The organism is Pseudomonas sp. LPH60 (assembly GCF_030718165.1).
In the GTDB taxonomy this organism is placed as follows: domain Bacteria; phylum Pseudomonadota; class Gammaproteobacteria; order Pseudomonadales; family Pseudomonadaceae; genus Aquipseudomonas; species Aquipseudomonas danubii.
This window is the reverse complement of sequence record NZ_JAVAJH010000001.1, coordinates 232727-248332: the sequence shown is the minus strand read 5'-3', so window position 1 is coordinate 248332 and position 15606 is coordinate 232727. Positions and strand designations below refer to the sequence as shown.

The window sequence follows — 15606 nt, the reverse complement described above, 5'->3', positions numbered from 1 at the left end:
TCAGTGTTTCAGCGAGCAGCGCCGAGTTGGCCCTTGTCGTCGGAGAAGACGATTTCCACCCGACGGTTCTGCGCCCGGCCCCGCTCGGAGGCATTGGCTTCCACTGGGTACTCGTCACCATAGCCCTGGACATGGACACGCTTTTCGTCGATTCCCAGGTCCACCAGCACATCGGCCACCGCCTGGGCACGATCGCGAGACAGCTGCAGGTTGCTCTGACGCTCCCCGGTGTTATCGGTGTAGCCCTCGATGCGCACCACGCGCTTAGGGTTCAGCTGGAGGAACTGCACCACCTTGAGCACCGTGCGGTTCGCCGAACTCTTCAACTCGGCTTCACCGGTGTCGAACAGCACGTCTCCCAGAGTCATCACCAGACCACGATCGGTCTGGGTGGTGGCCAGGCTGATGATCTGCTCCTCGAGCCATTTGCCCTGCTGCTGCACACTCAGCAACTTGGCCTCACGCAGGGCCAGTTGCAGACGTTGACGCTCCAGCTCGAGCTTGGCCGCACGCTCCTGATTCAGCGCCTGTTCGGTGTGCTCACGGGCGATTTCGCTGTAACGACGGCTCAGGTAGGCATAGTGCTCCACGTCGCCACCGCTGCCCCAGTAGGTCGACAGACGATCAGCGCGAGCCAGGGACTCACCCGCACGTATCACGTCCTTGGGCGCGATACGCAGCACATTGGAGTCTTCCTTGACCTTCTGGAAGTCGTTGCCGGCTTGCTGCAAGGCCTCCTCACTGTGCTGGCCGGCGCAGCCATAGAGACCGGCGCAGGCCAACAGCACAGCGCCGCCGAAGATACGGATAGAGAGGCTCATTGGGCGTCTCCCAACTGCTTGCGCAGGCGCGTAATGCGGGTATTGAGCACATTCACCTGCTCCTGGCTTTTCTGAGTCAGGACCTTGGCTTCTGCCAGACGCGCATCCAGCTCGGCCTGCTCGGCGCGCATCCGCGCCTTCTTGTACGACTCATCCTGCATATTGCCCTGGGCACGGGCGAACTTGTCTTCGGCCAGTTTCAACTCAGGCATGTCCTCGGCCGAAGCCCCCACGGCCTTGGCTTGTTCCAGGGCCTGGGCAGTAAGGCGCATCTGCTCGTTGGGCGCCGGATCGGTTGCACAACCCGCCAAGGCCAACAGGGCCAGGGCAGCGAAAAGAGGTCGAATAGTCACACGTGATTCCTACGGTTTTGGGCTGCTGACGGGTTGCTGCAACTGGGCCTTCCAGCGCTCCAGATTGCGCTGCAGCAAGGCCTCCGTCAGACCGGACGCGGGCAATTCTGTCATCTTTTTTGCCAACTGTCCGCGCAACCATGGATCATTGCAGGCGGAGTTGTGGGACAAGGCCAGGAACAGCCCCGGTTTGTCGACAGGCTGGGGAAAGGGCACCAGATCCGCCGCCATCCCCAAGGACTGGGCCATGGCCATGCCCGCGTAACGCGGCGCCAGAACATAGTCCACTTCCCCCAGGAGCAAGGTCTGGAAAACCTGGGTCAGATTCGGTAAAGGCTTGAGTTGCAGATGCTCCTTGGCCATAGCCTGAAAGGGCTGGGTCAGCCTGGCCTTTTCCGATACCGCGCCGGGATGGCCGACAAGATCCAACGGCTGGGTGTAGCTCAGTGTGGAGTCCTTGCGGGTCCACACCAGGTAGTCGTTCTGCACCAGGGCCGGATGGATGTAGTCCAGGGACTCCAGTTCGTTCAAGGTCAGGGGCGCGTCGGCTAGCAGATCCATGCGCCCACTGCGCACTTCATCCAAGGCCTCGGAACGTTTGCCGGCGTACAGCAACTCGATCTTGAGCCCCAACTCTCCCGCCACATGCTGCAATAGATCGGCACTGGCCCCTATCAGGTGCTTGGGATTCTGCGGATCGCGCCACAGGTAGGGTGGTGCATCCGGGCTGCCGGTGACCACCAGGCGTTCGCACTTGCCCGCAGCCATCGACAGCGATGGCAACAACGCCAGACCCAACAGCGCTGACCAGCCCCTCATGCGGCGCAGATCCATGGCGAAATTCTCCCCAACAAAAAACAGACAAAAAAAGCCCGGCCAAAGGGCCGGGCTCTTTATAAGTGAAGCCGCCGGATTAGACCAGCTTCTCCAACTCAGGTACGGCTTCGAACAAGTCCGCCACCAGACCGTAGTCGGCCACCTGGAAGATCGGAGCTTCTTCGTCCTTGTTGATCGCAACGATCACCTTGGAATCCTTCATGCCTGCCAGGTGCTGGATCGCGCCGGAGATACCGACGGCGATGTACAGCTGTGGCGCGACGATCTTGCCGGTCTGGCCGACCTGCATGTCGTTGGGCACGAAGCCTGCGTCCACGGCTGCGCGGGAGGCGCCGACCGCTGCGCCAAGCTTGTCGGCCAGGGCGTACAGGTGCTTGAAGTTGTCACCGTTCTGCATGCCACGGCCGCCGGAAACGACGATCTTGGCAGCGGTGAGTTCAGGACGATCGGACTTGGCCAGTTCTTCGCCAACGAAGCTCGACTTGCCGGCATCGTGAGCAGCGCCAACGGCTTCAACCGCAGCCGAACCACCTTCAGCAGCAACGGCGTCGAAGCCGGTAGCCCGCACGGTGATGACTTTCACGGCAGCCGAGGACTGCACGGTAGCGATGGCGTTACCGGCATAGATCGGACGCTTGAAGGTGTCAGCGCTTTCGACCGAGATGATCTCGGATATCTGGTCAACGTCCAGCTGAGCGGCAACCCGCGGCAGGATGTTCTTACCGTTGGAGGTAGCGGCAGCCAGGATGTGGCTGTAGCCAGCACCCAGCTCGGCCACCAGCGGCGCAACGTTTTCCGGCAGTTGGTGAGCGTAGGCGGCATTGTCCGCCACCAGCACTTTGGCCACGCCAGCGATTTTTGCAGCGGCTTCAGCCACCGCGCCAACGCCCTGGCCGGCTACAAGTACATGAACGTCACCACCGATTTTGGCGGCGGCGGCAACGGTGTTCAGGGTGGCCGGAGCCAGCGCCTTGTTATCGTGTTCGGCGATTACCAAGATAGTCATGATCAGATTACCTTCGCTTCGTTTTTCAGTTTCTCGACCAGTTCAGCCACCGACTTGACCTTGATACCTGCGCTGCGTGCAGCCGGCGCTTCGACTTTCAGGGTCTTGTTAGTGGAGGCGGTGGAAACACCCAAAGCATCAGGAGTCAGCGTTTCAAGCGGCTTCTTCTTGGCTTTCATGATGTTTGGCAGAGACGCATAGCGCGGCTCGTTCAAACGCAGGTCGGTGGTGACGATGGCTGGCAGGTTCAGCGCAACGGTCTGCAGGCCGCCGTCGATTTCGCGAGTGACGTTGACCTTGTCGCCGGACACTTCGACCTTGGAGGCGAAGGTGCCTTGAGCGTAACCGCTCAGGGCCGCCAGCATCTGGCCGGTCTGGTTGTTGTCGCTATCGATGGCCTGTTTGCCGAGGATCACCAGCTGTGGCTGCTCCTTGTCGACCACAGCCTTGAGCAGCTTGGCCACAGCCAGGGAGTTCAACTCTTCAGCGGACTCGACGAGGATTGCGCGATCGGCACCCAGTGCCAGGGCGGTACGCAGTTGCTCTTGAGCAGTAGCAGGACCGATGGAGACGACGACGATTTCAGTCGCTACACCTTTCTCTTTCAGGCGTACGGCTTCTTCCACTGCGATTTCGCAGAAAGGGTTCATCGACATCTTGACGTTGGCGAGGTCGACGCCGGAGTTGTCCGCTTTGACGCGAACCTTGACGTTATAGTCGACCACTCGTTTGACAGCTACAAGAACCTTCATGGATTCCTCGTTACTCTCCGGTGAAAAGAAAGTCGCCTAGGCGAGAACCTGGCGGTTGATGCTCATCGGCACAAGGGCACCTCCAAAAACGCTGGCGTACATCAGGTTGACCTTGCTCACGGGGTGATGACCGTTCGTCAGTGGTGACCGACGAGTCATTCATTATCGCGGCGTGTAGACTGCGCACTTTCAAGTTGCGCGGTGCGTCACCTTTATTGCCTTTGCCCTGTCTTTAGAGGTGCTCTTGAAACCAACAGTCAGCCTACGGCGAGCGCAAAACCGACCGTATCTTGACCGGAACGCCTTTTCCGGTCAATACGGCAAAATAGCCGTTTATAAGCCGCGCTTCTTTGATTTATCTGGGCTGCGGCAAATTCAAACAAACGTTTGTATTGGACGCTGAGAGTGGTGTAGATATAATGCGCCGCCCAGAGAGAAAGGTCGGCCATCCTCCCCTTCTCCCCCCATTTGTAATGGGAGAAAGCGCGGATGCAACGCCAAACCTCCAATTAGAAAAAACCGTTGAGCCTTGAGTAGGAGATAGCCTAGTGGAACGCGAATACATGGAATTCGACGTGGTCATCGTCGGTGCCGGCCCCGCAGGCTTGTCCGCCGCTTGCCGCCTTAAGCAGAAGGCCGCTGAAGCCGGTAAGGAAATCAGCGTCTGCGTGGTTGAAAAAGGCTCCGAAGTCGGTGCTCACATCCTTTCCGGTGCCGTGTTCGAGCCTCGGGCCCTGAATGAACTGTTCCCGGACTGGAAGGAACTGGGCGCCCCGCTCAACACCCCGGTCACCCGCGACGACATTTATGTCCTGCGTAGCGGCGACACTTCCACCAAGGTTCCAGACTTCTTTGTGCCCAAGACCATGCACAACGAAGGCAACTACATCATTTCCCTGGGCAACCTGTGCCGCTGGCTGGCCCAGCAGGCCGAGAACCTGGGCGTGGAAATCTACCCGGGCTTCGCCGCCCAGGAAGCCCTGATCGACGAAAACGGCGTGGTCCGCGGGATCATCACCGGTGACCTGGGTGTCGACCGTGAAGGACAGCCGAAAGATGGCCTCTACACCCCAGGCATGGAACTGCGCGGCAAGTACACCCTGTTCGCCGAAGGCTGCCGCGGCCATATCGGCAAGCAACTGATCAAGCGCTTCAACCTGGACAGCGACGCCGACGCCCAGCACTACGGCATCGGCCTCAAGGAAATCTGGGAAATCGATCCGGCCAAGCACCAACCGGGCCTGGTGGTCCACACCGCCGGCTGGCCGCTGGACATCATGAGCAACGAGAACACCGGCGGTTCCTTCCTCTACCACCTGGAAAACAACCAGGTCGTGGTGGGCCTGATCGTCGACCTGTCCTATGCCAACACCTACCTGTCGCCGTTCGACGAATTTCAGCGCCTCAAGCATCACCCGGTGCTCAAGCAGTACCTGGAAGGCGGCAAACGCATCAGCTACGGCGCCCGTGCACTGGCCAAGGGCGGTATCAATTCGCTGCCGAAGATGGTCTTCAAGGGCGGGGCCTTGATCGGCTGCGACCTGGGCACCATGAACGTGGCCAAGATCAAGGGCAGCCACACCGCCATGAAGTCCGGCATGCTCGCCGCCGATGCCGTGGCCGACTCGCTGTTCGCCGGCTCCGAAGGTGCCGATGAGCTGAAGAGCTACGTCGACTCCTTCAAATCCAGCTGGCTGTATGAAGAGCTGTTCGCCAGCCGCAACTTCGGTCCGGCCATGCACAAGTTCGGTCCGATCATCGGCGCCGGCTTCAACTGGATGGATCAGAACATCTTCGGTGGCAAGCTGCCCTTCACCCTGCACGACACCAAGCCGGACTACGCCTGCCTGAAGCTGGCCAAGGACTGCGCGAAGATCGACTACCCCAAACCCGACGGCAAACTCAGCTTCGACAAACTGAGCTCGGTGTTCATCTCCGGTACCAACCATGAAGAAGAACAGCCTTGCCACCTCAAGCTGACCGACCCGAGCATCCCTCTGGGCCGCAACCTGCCGCTGTACGACGAGCCTGCTCAGCGTTACTGCCCAGCCGGCGTGTATGAAGTGATCACCCAGGAAGACGGCGAGAAGCGCTTCCAGATCAACGCCCAGAACTGCGTGCACTGCAAGACCTGCGATATCAAGGACCCGGCCCAGAACATCACCTGGGTCACTCCGGAAGGTGCCGGCGGCCCGACTTACCCGAACATGTAAGTCGCCGCGGTACACAAGAGGCCCCCTTTATGGGGGCCTTTTTCATGCCCGGGATTTGCCGGCACAGCCTCCGGCAGGAGCCGACTTGTCGGTGAAGAGCCCCTCAAGCCTTGTACCGACCCAAAGGCGTCGTCGCTGGCAAGCCAGCGCCTACGAACAGCATCTACAGAGCTACGGCCCGCTCATCCCCGGGATTACGCTCAAAGTAGCGTTTGTACTCGCGACTGAACTGCGAGGTGCTCTGGTAACCCACCCGATGCGCTACCTGGGCCACACCCAGCCCTTCTCCCACCAGCAACTGCTGGGCCTTGAGCAACCGCAGGCGCTTGAGGTACTGCACTGGCGACAGCAGGGTGCTGCGCTTGAAATGCTCGTGGAAGGTCGACGTGCTCATGTTGGCGCAGCGGGCCAGGGTCTCGACGTTCAACGGCTCGGTGTAATGCTCGTGCAGATGATTGAGCGAAGCCGCGACCCGCGCGAACTGCCCCTGCTGCTCCACCAGTGCCCGCAACGCATCGGCCTGAGGCCCGCGCAGGGCAGCAAAGAGCAGCTCGCGCACCCTGGACGCCCCCATGACCTTGCACTCCAGAGGATCGAGCAGGCAATGCAGCAGGCGCTCCACGCAACCACGCATGACGTCGTCAAGCACCGCCGAGGTCATCGATTCCAGGGTTTGCGCCGAAGCCGCCCGGCCTTCGGCGATCCCCATGGCCAGCACCAGCTCGCTCAGGACTGCCCGGTCGATGGCAATGGAAATCCCCAGCAGCGGTGCATCGGGCAAGGCGAAGGTTTCGCACTCGAAGGGCACCGACAAGGCCTGGATCAGGTAGTGCCCGGCGCCGTATTCCAGGGTCCGCGTGCCCAGGTAGGCCAGTTTGCTGCCCTGGACAATGATCATCAGGCTCGGTTCATAGATCTGTGGACCTCGCGCCACATCACAGCTGGCCCGCAGCACCTGGACCCCAGGCAAGGCGGTGGCAACGAAACCATCTCGGCTGGCAAGGGGCTGGATCAGCGAAACCAGGGTGGCATTGGCGTCAAGGTGACGGGTCAGCAGCATGCAGAAAACTTCACGAAAAAAGGGATGAGAACATCATCGCAGGTCTGCTGGCCAATGCCGCGCAAAAACCGCCAATACCGGAGGAATAGGCATGACATGCCGAGGAATCGCCATGGCCGCCCTCAGGCTCGACGCCGAGAATGCACCGCCTCACTTGTCAGCGCTTTTGCGAGGTTCTTCATGTACACCGCCATCGGTTATGCCGCCCAATCGGCCACCACTCCCCTCGCCCCCATGAGCTTCCAGCGCCGCAGCCCACGCGCGGACGACGTCGCCATCGAGATCCTCTACTGCGGCGTCTGCCACTCCGACATCCACCAGGCCCGCAACGAATGGGGCATCGCCGTGTACCCGCTGATGCCGGGCCACGAGATCGTCGGCAAGGTCACCGCCGTCGGCGCCAACGTCAGCAAGCACAAGGTCGGCGACCTGGTGGGCGTCGGCTGCATGGTGGACTCCTGCCGTCATTGCGAAGCCTGTGCTGCGAATCTGGAACAGTACTGCCTGGAAGGTCCGACCATGACCTACGCCACCCCGGATCGGGTCGATGGCAGCAACACCATGGGCGGCTACTCCGACAGCATCGTGGTCAGCGAGCACTTTGTCGTGCGCATCCCGGAGAAACTCGACCTGGCCAGCGCAGCACCGATTCTCTGTGCCGGCATCACCACCTACTCGCCCCTCAAGCACTATGGCGTCAAGGCTGGCGACAAAGTGGGGATTCTCGGCATGGGCGGCCTGGGCCACATGGGCATCAAGTTCGCCAAGGCCCTGGGGGCCGAAGTGACCCTGTTCACCCGCTCGGCGAGCAAGGCCGAAGAAGCCCGCCGCCAAGGCGCGGACCATGTGATCGTATCCACCGATGCGGCGCAGATGCAGTCGGTAGCCGGGCATTTCGACTTCCTCCTGGACACCATCCCAGTGCCCCACGACCTCAATCCCTACCTCGACACCCTGCGCTTTGACGGCGTGCACATCCTGGTGGGCCTGATCGAGCCGGTGGACCCGGCACTGCACGCCGGCAAGCTGGTGATGAGCCGTCGCGTGCTGGCCGGATCGCTGATCGGCGGCATTGCCGAGACCCAGGAGGTGCTGGATTTCTGCGCCGAGCACGGCATCACCTGCGACATCGAGATGCTGGATATTCGTCAGATCAACCAGGCCTATGAGCGCATGATCAAAGGGGATGTGAAGTATCGCTTCGTGATCGACATGGCGACCTTGAAGCTCTGAATCTCGATGCCATGACGGCCCGGCTTGTCCCGAGGAGGCGCTCCACGCAATACGCCTTCGCCGACAAGCCGGCTCCGGCACGGGCCAGCTGGCGCCAGCCCATGGGGGCTGTCGTCAGCCCCGGGCGAACGCCCGCAGTACTTCGCCGTCCATGCGGTACTTGACCCACTCCTCCTGAGGCTGGGCGCCCAGGGACTTGTAGAACTGGATCGCCGGTTCATTCCACTCCAGCACACTCCATTCGAAGCGTCCGCAATCGTTGTCACAGGCGATCTGTGCCAGATGCCGCAACAGTTGCTTGCCCGCCCCGCCACCGCGTTGTTCCGGGGTGATGTAGAGATCCTCCAGGTACAGACAGTTGCTGCCCAGCCAGGTGGAATAACTGAAGAAAAACACCGCAAAGCCAATCGGCACGCCGTCACGCAGGCAGATCAGGCCGTGGGCCGTAGCCCCCTCGCTGAACAAGCTGCGCTCAATATCGGCGACGCCGGCAATCACTTCGTGACGAGCCCGCTCGTAGTCGGCGAGCTCAGTGATGAAAGCAAGAATCTGTGGGGCATCGCTGGGCAGTGCAGGACGGATTACGACGGTCATCGACGGTTCTCTAGGCAGAATCAGGTGGCCATATTAGAACGACAGCCGAAATACATGCACGGCCATTTACGCGCAAAGCTGATTCCCCGGCTCGCGGCTTACTCCGCTGTCGGCTAACCCTGAGGCCTGCAGGATCAGAACAAACAGCGCAGAAGGCCATGCTAGAAAGCCCTCCACGACTACAAGCATAAGAGAGGAGTTTTCATGTCCGTGCGGGCTATGCAGAAATCCAGGGGGCCAGGGCCATTGTTCGGGTTGTTCTGTCTGGGCAGCTATCTGTTGTCACTGTCTTACGGATCGACCTTTCTCCTGTCCTTGCTGATCAGCAGCCGCGGCGGCAATGAGCACGACGCCGGCAGCGTGATTTCGGCAGCGATGCTCAGCACCTTCGTCGCGGTGATCGGTTCCGGGCACCTATCGGACTGGCTTGGCGCCGCACGTTCGGTGGCGCTGTTCGGCTGCCTGCTGGCCCTGGCCAGCCTGGGCTTTGCCCTGACCCCCGGGTTCGGCCACGCCCTGCTGCTCTTCGGCCTGACCCTGGGCCTGGGCTGGGGAGTGTTCTACACCCTGGGGCCAATCATCGTGGCGATGCTGGTGGAGCCCGCGCAACGAGCCCGCTACTTCGCCCTGCTGTCGGGCAGCATGATGACCGGCATCGGTTCCGGGCCGCTGCTGGGACGCCTGGCCAGCGCGCTGGGCTATCCCGTGACCAGTGCTTTTTTCATTGCTGCGGCAGCCAGTCTGGTGGGGGTGCTGATCTTTTGGCGACTGGGCGCCCGCCTGAGTCGCCAGCCCAATCATCTGGGGACTTCAGCGGCCAGGATCACCAGGAGCGGTGCGGCACGCGTACTGTCTTCCAGGGCCCTGTGGCCAATCCTGATGGTGGGCCTGGGTGGCTGTGTGTTCGGCGGGCTGTCGAGTTTCCAGACCAGCTACGGTGTATCCCGAGGCGTGGACTACTCGCTGTTCTTCCTCGGGTTCATGAGCGCCGCCATCGCCAGCCGGATGCTGATCGCCGGCATCGTGGTCAAGCGTGACCCCTATCGCGCATCCTGCCTGCTATCGGGGCTGATGGTGGTGTCGATCCTGCTGTTTCTGTTTGTCGTCGACAGCAGCGCCAGCTACCTGTTGGCCGCAGTGATACTGGGGATTGGCTATGGCCTGACGTATTCAGTGATCAACGGCCTGGCCGCCAACGAAGCACCTGCCGGCAGCACCTCGCAAGCACTGCTGTTGTTCAGCCTGTCCTATTTTGTCGGGGTATTCGGCTTTCCCTGGCTGGCCGGGCGGATCATCGTCGAGGCCGGCATGCAGGCGCTGCTGTTCACCGTACTGGCTATTGCTCTGCTGAACTGGCTGATCAGCCTCGGCCGCCTGGGCTGGCGCCGAGCGCTCCAACTGCGTATCGCCCACAACCCGTAGCGCCGTTCGTCGATCATCCGGCACCAACCCCACGCCAGGGCAGACCAATATCAGGTAACGACTCTAACAATGGAGGCGACACCATGATCAAGGTCCAACTCTCAGCCCTGGCCCTGGCCGGACTGTTGTCCAGCGCCGCCCTGGCGGGCACCACAGGCCCCACCAATCCGGTAGAAGGCCCGCAATCCCCCGCCCCCCAGAGCACACCGAAGATCAACATCAACCCACCGGCCATGGACGAAGGCTCGCTGCCGCCGGCCACCGGCACCGACCCGCGAATCCAGGGCAACGACAACGGCCGCCAGGGCGGCGCCGGCACCCTGGATGCCACGACTCCGGACAATGGCAAGACCGGTAGCGGATCGAAAACCACCACCGGCGGCTCAGGCTCAGAGGGCAGCAGTCAGTAACACCCGGCGCCGGCTCAATCCAGTTGGCGCTGCGCAAGGCTGGTGACGGTCCATCAGGCCCGCAACATTGCGTCCACTTCCGCGCTGCACGGCGCGGTGGCCGGGCCACGGCGGGTCACCGCGATGGCCGCCGCCGCATTGGCCCGACGGGCCGCTGCCTGCGGCTCATGACCCGCAGCAAGCGCGGCGACAAAGACACCGGCATGGGCATCACCGGCACCATTACTGTCCACTGCCTCGACCTTGAATCCCGGCACCAGCACAGCACGCCCCTCTTGATTGATCCAGCAACCTCGGGGACCGTCACGCAGTACCAGCATGGCCTTGGACGACAACATTGAGCCCAGCCGCTGCACGGCTTCGACCATTTCCGAGCTGGCACTCAAGCGCAGGGCCTCGACCCGGTTACTGCTCCAGATGTCGATACGTGGCAACAAAGCCGCCATCAAGGGAGAATCCAGCGAGCCCACCAGCGGCCCCGGGTCGAACATCAAAGGCACCGAGACTGGCAACGCCAGCACCCAGTCGACCAGGGCCTTGGCCTTGCTCGCCTGAAGCAGGCTGTAGCCACTGACGTAAAGGTAATCCCCCGCTCTCACCTGGACCTGCGCCAAGTCTTCGACCGTCAGTTCGCCCTCGGCACCTATATGGGAAATGAAAGTGCGTTCGGCAGAGGCTTCGGTCAAGGCCACGCATAGACCCGTGTCGGCCCCGAGACTGGGTTCCAGGCTCATCTGGATGCCTTCGGCCTGCATCGCCTGCCGTGCCAGATCACCAAAGCGCCCCTGGCCGTGACGACCGAGATAGACCACCGGCAGGCCATTGCGCGCGGCTGCCGCCATGACATTGAAACCGCCACCCGCCTCGAAACTGGCCGACTGCGCCAGCACATCACCGCCAGACTCCGGCAGTCGATCAACGGCCATCACCAGATCGACGATCACCTGGCCACTGTGGAGCAATCTAGGCATTGGCATTCTCGACAAAAGCCCGACGCCGGTCACGGGCGCCGCCCAGCACGCCATAGACGCCGCCGGCCACCAGGAAGGTGATGATCCAGCCCAGGCCGTTATGCCCGAGCCAGGAATCGGCCAATGGTCCCGTGAACCAGACGTCCTCGACCGTGGTGCCAATGCTGGTGAAACAGAAGCCCAGGACGATGGCCAGCACCCAGGCACCAAAGGCCCGCCATTCGATGCCGCCCTGATACCAGTAGGCGCTGCTCGGGCCCACATTCAATAAATCATCGGCGCTGTAGTAGTGGCGATGGATCAAGTCCACCACGAAGATTCCCACCCAGGCCGTGATCGGCACCGCCAGCAGGGAAATGAAGCTGATGAAGGGGCCGTAGAAACTGTCAGCGATCAACATGAAGTAGATCGACCCCATGAAGATCGCCACGATGTCCACCAGTACTGCGTAGACCCGCTTGACCTTGAGGCCCAGGGTCAGCGCGGTGAGACCGGCGGAATACACCGACAGGTTGTTGGACAACAGCAGACCGCCGAAGGCAGCGATCAGGTAAGGCACGGCCATCCAGGTTGGCAGCATGTCGCGGATCGCAATGATCGGGTCCACCGCTGAGGCCAGATGATCGTTACCGACCGACAGCAAGCCTCCCAGAGTGATCAGCAGCACCAGCGGAATACCGGCACCGAAGGCCGCCGAGGCCACCAGGCGCCCGGCAGTGACCGAACGTTGCTGATAACGGGACATGTCCGCCCCAGAGCTGGCCCAGCCGATCCCGGTGCCTGCGGCCATGGTGCCGACGCCGATGATCATCGCGCTCATGGGCGCAGGGGAGGCATTGAACACTGCGGTCCAGTCGATGGTGGCACAGAGAAAGCCGCCCACCAGGACGTTCAGCGCGCCGAATCCGTAGGTGGCCCACTTCTGGATCACCAGCAACGTGGCGTGGCCCAGACCGGACACACTCAGCGTCATGAGCACAAAGATAGCGATGAACAGCAGGGTCAACAGTGGCGCGTCCTTGGCCGAGGCCGGGGTGTGGAACAGGATCGAACTCAAGGACAGGAGAACAAAGGCTGCGGTGGTGGTATTGACCGTTTCCCAACCGACTCGCGACAGCATGGACACCAGGGTGGGACCGATATTGCCGCGCACACCGAAAATGGCCCGAGACAGGGTCAGGCTCGGCGCCCGGCCACGACGGCCGGCCACGGATATCAGCCCGACCACGGCGAACGATCCCACCGAGCCCAGGACCGCCACCAGCACCACCTGCCAGATCGACAGGCCGCGAAACGCCACCAGGGTCGCCCCCAGGGGCAACCCGAGGATGCTGATATTGGCCGCAAACCAGACCCAGAACAGCTGCAAAGGATGACCGTTGCACTCCGCTTCCGGGACCGGCTCGATGCCACGGGTTTCCAGTTGTCCGACACCAGACCCGGCGGTCGATGAACTCATGAATAAGGCTCCTGTTGCCATCGTTGTGGTTATTGGCAATTTCGGAAGTCGCTGAACATCCCGGCATTCCTGGCCGTGTTTTTTAGCTTTCCATAGCCATGGGTGTTCTCAGAGCAAGCTGGCTCAGCGCAGAGCCAGCAGCTCTTGTACCAGCGGCTGCAAATCCAGTTCATTGACTTGCTGCACCCGGTCGATCAAATCCCTGGGCCACGCCTCCAGCCCAAGGCAGGCGCCGAGCATGGCCCCGAGAATCGCGGCGATTGTGTCGGTATCGCCCCCCAGGCTGGCAGCCATGCACAAGGCCTCGAAGGCTTCCAGATGACCAAGCGCCACTTGCCAGGCCAGGGCAAAGCTCGTTACCACCGACTCTTGGGACGCCACCGAGGTCCCCACCAGCTCATAGAGCATCCGGGCAAACCCCTGCTTGTCGCCATCCACGCTCAGAGTGGCAGCCCACTCCAGGCGCGCAGCAATACTGGCACCGGCGACCCAGTAACCTTGCGCCTGTGCCTGCCAGGCAACCTGCCTCCCAAGGGGCAAAGCGTCCGCCAGGCAAGCGCCATTGACACCGGCAGACACGACTGCCGCCACCGCTGCCGCACTGGCAATGCCCAGGCTGGTGTTGTGGGTGACCTGGCAGGCCTGGACCACCGCCTGGATGAAACGATCGGGGTGGGCAACATCGCTGGCGATGCCCACTGGCGTGATACGCATCGCGGCGCCATTGGTGGTGCCGTAGCGGCCAGCCTCTTCCACCGAGTGACCGGCGAGGATCAGTTCAATCGCGTGCTTGGTGGAAGGTCCGAGCAGGTCCTGGGAGCCTTTGGCCTGCATCGCAGCCTCCCATTCAATCAGGCTGCTGGCCAGCGCGGTCGGAGCGATACGGCCTTGGCCCTGGACCAGCAGGCGGCCCACCAGGATCGCCTGTTCAGTGTCGTCGGTAATGGAGCCGGCAGGCATGTTCGCCGCGATCGGCTGGTCCGGGCCGGCATCTTCCAGGGTACCGATAGCGCCGAAGCGTTGCTGGATCTGTTCACGACTCAGGGACTGGGTCGGCATGCCCAAGGCGTCGCCCAAGGCCAATCCATAAAAAGCGCCAAGCGCCCGCCGGAGCTGGCTCACCCTGACTCTCCAAATTGCAGGTGCAGGCGAAAATGCTGCGGGTCCAACAGGCTCTCCACCTGTTCCATGAAGCGTCCCTGGCGGTCATAGGTAGTGCGCAGGGCCTTGAGGAACACTTCTCCGGGAGCACGGCCCAGCAGCTCGGCGTCTTCGGCATTCAAGGGTTCGGCGCCGATCCACTGATCGCCACGCTCGCCGATATAGCCGTAGGCGGCCAGGGTAATGGTCAGGGAATCATCGATCAGGCCAACCCGCGGCAGGCCTTCAAGCTCGCCGGATGCAGGGATCAGGGAGCGCTCAAGAGACAGCACCCGCCCCTCGGTGCTGCGGCGACGGCGGTCCAGGGCAATGAATTGGTCAGTGCCCAGGCGGTGCTTGAGCTCGGGACGGCAGATCGCCTCCAGGCGCAACACCTCGGTATTGACCAGCGCTCCACTGTCGGCCAGCGCCTGGGCCCAACCGTGATGTTGGTCCAGGGCCACGCCATCGAAGGTGACAATGGAGCCGACGCCGCTCTGTGTGGCGATGTAGTTGCGACGCTTGAGCTCAGCCAGGGCCTCACGCAAGGTGCCGCGACTGACACCGAACTCTTCGGCCAACTGATGCTCCCCCGGAAGCTGGAAGCCGTCTTCCATGAGACCGCTTTCAATGCGCCGGATCAGCTCGTCGACCACTCTTGTTTTCTTATCGAATCGGACATGTTTGATCATGTCCGGTTGATACATGAAAGATCGGATCAAGAGCAAGAAATATCTTTTTACACCGGCTTGAAACGTCCGTCTAAGGCTCAAGACCTATGGGGAAAAACGTTCCGCCACTCCACACTCCCAGCCAGTTCTGGCCTTCAAGGGTGCGCGTCTGAGCCAGTTCCACCAGTTGGTAGAAGACGTTGCGATGGATCAGCGCCTCAAGATTGTGTCGAACCAGGATATAGGGCGCAGGCTCCTGGGTCTGAGGATCGATCACCACGCGCAGGGGATGTTCAGCGCCGGCAACCACCTGTTCATCGACCTGGGTAGTGAAGCGCAACACCTGGTTTTCGCCCTGCCCTTCGACCTCCAGGGTCACGGCAACGAAAGGTGCGTCATCAACCTTGATCCCCACTTTCTCAACCGGAGTGATGAGAAAGTACTGGTCGCCATCACGGCGGATGATCGTGGAGAACAGCTTGACCATGGGCTTGCGGCCGATGGGTGTGCCCAGGTAATACCAGGTACCGTCACGAGCGATCCGCATGTCGATATCGCCGCAGAAATCGGGGTTCCACAAGTGGACCGGCGGCAGGCCCTTCTCAGCCTTGGGAATCTGCGCCAACAGGTCGTTGGCCTTGCCTGGACCACTCATACCGCTCTC

17 protein-coding genes are annotated in these 15606 nt (G+C 61.7%); 4 read left to right on the top strand and 13 right to left on the bottom strand.

The window, feature by feature from the left end; translation table 11 throughout:
* Nucleotides 1-8: 8 nt before the first annotated feature.
* The 6 genes from Q8O96_RS01230 to Q8O96_RS01205 all read right to left on the bottom strand — a co-directional run bounded on the left by Q8O96_RS01230 (nucleotide 9) and on the right by Q8O96_RS01205 (nucleotide 4218).
* Nucleotides 9-821 (bottom strand): OmpA family protein, encoded by an 813-nt coding sequence (locus Q8O96_RS01230; protein ID WP_102863888.1) that lies wholly within the window; start codon nucleotides 819-821, stop codon nucleotides 9-11.
* A complete protein-coding gene (locus Q8O96_RS01225) occupies nucleotides 818-1174 on the bottom strand; it encodes a DUF4398 domain-containing protein (RefSeq protein WP_102863889.1) in 357 nt (118 codons plus the stop codon). The genes Q8O96_RS01230 and Q8O96_RS01225 overlap by 4 nt, the downstream gene beginning before the upstream one ends.
* A 9-nt stretch (nucleotides 1175-1183) precedes the next feature.
* Nucleotides 1184-2008 (bottom strand): ABC transporter substrate-binding protein, encoded by an 825-nt coding sequence (locus Q8O96_RS01220; RefSeq protein WP_305948230.1) that lies wholly within the window; start codon nucleotides 2006-2008, stop codon nucleotides 1184-1186.
* Nucleotides 2009-2087: 79 nt separating this feature from the next.
* Nucleotides 2088-3017, bottom strand: a complete 930-nt coding sequence (locus tag Q8O96_RS01215) for an electron transfer flavoprotein subunit alpha/FixB family protein (protein WP_025128724.1) — start codon at nucleotides 3015-3017, stop codon at nucleotides 2088-2090.
* Nucleotides 3018-3019: 2 nt separating this feature from the next.
* Complete coding sequence (locus Q8O96_RS01210) at nucleotides 3020-3769, bottom strand: electron transfer flavoprotein subunit beta/FixA family protein (RefSeq protein WP_015634720.1); 750 nt, start codon at nucleotides 3767-3769, stop codon at nucleotides 3020-3022.
* Between the two features lie 257 nt (nucleotides 3770-4026).
* Nucleotides 4027-4218 carry a hypothetical protein gene (locus Q8O96_RS01205; protein WP_102863892.1) on the bottom strand — a complete coding sequence of 64 codons (192 nt, stop codon included), beginning with the start codon at nucleotides 4216-4218 and terminating at the stop codon, nucleotides 4027-4029.
* A 99-nt stretch (nucleotides 4219-4317) separates the two neighbouring features.
* Here Q8O96_RS01205 and Q8O96_RS01200 point away from each other — a divergent pair, with 99 nt between their 5' ends.
* A complete protein-coding gene (locus tag Q8O96_RS01200; protein ID WP_102863893.1) occupies nucleotides 4318-5982 on the top strand; it encodes an electron transfer flavoprotein-ubiquinone oxidoreductase in 1665 nt (554 codons plus the stop codon).
* Between the two features lie 163 nt (nucleotides 5983-6145).
* Here the strand turns inward: Q8O96_RS01200 and Q8O96_RS01195 are convergent, their stop codons facing one another.
* Nucleotides 6146-7042: an AraC family transcriptional regulator gene (locus Q8O96_RS01195; RefSeq protein ID WP_102863894.1), complete on the bottom strand. Its 897-nt coding sequence runs from the start codon at nucleotides 7040-7042 to the stop codon at nucleotides 6146-6148.
* Nucleotides 7043-7222: 180 nt separating this feature from the next.
* On the opposite strand from Q8O96_RS01195, the gene Q8O96_RS01190 reads away from it, so the two are divergent.
* On the top strand, nucleotides 7223-8275 hold the full coding sequence (locus Q8O96_RS01190; RefSeq protein WP_102878942.1) for an NAD(P)-dependent alcohol dehydrogenase: 1053 nt from the start codon (nucleotides 7223-7225) through the stop codon (nucleotides 8273-8275).
* A 114-nt stretch (nucleotides 8276-8389) separates the two neighbouring features.
* Here the strand turns inward: Q8O96_RS01190 and Q8O96_RS01185 are convergent, their stop codons facing one another.
* Nucleotides 8390-8869 (bottom strand): GNAT family N-acetyltransferase, encoded by a 480-nt coding sequence (locus Q8O96_RS01185; RefSeq protein ID WP_102863896.1) that lies wholly within the window; start codon nucleotides 8867-8869, stop codon nucleotides 8390-8392.
* 204 nt (nucleotides 8870-9073) lie between these two features.
* Here Q8O96_RS01185 and Q8O96_RS01180 point away from each other — a divergent pair, with 204 nt between their 5' ends.
* Both Q8O96_RS01180 and Q8O96_RS01175 read left to right on the top strand, forming a co-directional pair.
* On the top strand, nucleotides 9074-10291 hold the full coding sequence (locus tag Q8O96_RS01180; RefSeq protein WP_240321962.1) for a sugar MFS transporter: 1218 nt from the start codon (nucleotides 9074-9076) through the stop codon (nucleotides 10289-10291).
* Nucleotides 10292-10374: 83 nt separating this feature from the next.
* Nucleotides 10375-10701 (top strand): hypothetical protein, encoded by a 327-nt coding sequence (locus Q8O96_RS01175; RefSeq protein ID WP_102863898.1) that lies wholly within the window; start codon nucleotides 10375-10377, stop codon nucleotides 10699-10701.
* Nucleotides 10702-10754: 53 nt separating this feature from the next.
* Here Q8O96_RS01175 and Q8O96_RS01170 read toward each other — a convergent pair whose 3' ends face one another.
* The 5 genes from Q8O96_RS01170 to Q8O96_RS01150 form a co-directional block, all read right to left on the bottom strand.
* Nucleotides 10755-11672: a PfkB family carbohydrate kinase gene (locus Q8O96_RS01170; RefSeq protein WP_102863899.1), complete on the bottom strand. Its 918-nt coding sequence runs from the start codon at nucleotides 11670-11672 to the stop codon at nucleotides 10755-10757.
* Complete coding sequence (locus tag Q8O96_RS01165; protein WP_102863900.1) at nucleotides 11665-13131, bottom strand: cytosine permease; 1467 nt, start codon at nucleotides 13129-13131, stop codon at nucleotides 11665-11667. Before Q8O96_RS01165 ends, Q8O96_RS01170 begins: the two co-directional genes overlap by 8 nt.
* A 123-nt stretch (nucleotides 13132-13254) precedes the next feature.
* Nucleotides 13255-14253 carry an ADP-ribosylglycohydrolase family protein gene (locus Q8O96_RS01160; RefSeq protein WP_102863901.1) on the bottom strand — a complete coding sequence of 333 codons (999 nt, stop codon included), beginning with the start codon at nucleotides 14251-14253 and terminating at the stop codon, nucleotides 13255-13257.
* Nucleotides 14250-14963 carry a GntR family transcriptional regulator gene (locus tag Q8O96_RS01155; protein WP_102864106.1) on the bottom strand — a complete coding sequence of 238 codons (714 nt, stop codon included), beginning with the start codon at nucleotides 14961-14963 and terminating at the stop codon, nucleotides 14250-14252. Before Q8O96_RS01155 ends, Q8O96_RS01160 begins: the two co-directional genes overlap by 4 nt.
* 70 nt (nucleotides 14964-15033) lie before the next feature.
* Nucleotides 15034-15597, bottom strand: a complete 564-nt coding sequence (locus Q8O96_RS01150) for a DUF1285 domain-containing protein (RefSeq protein WP_102863902.1) — start codon at nucleotides 15595-15597, stop codon at nucleotides 15034-15036.
* Nucleotides 15598-15606: the final 9 nt, after the last annotated feature.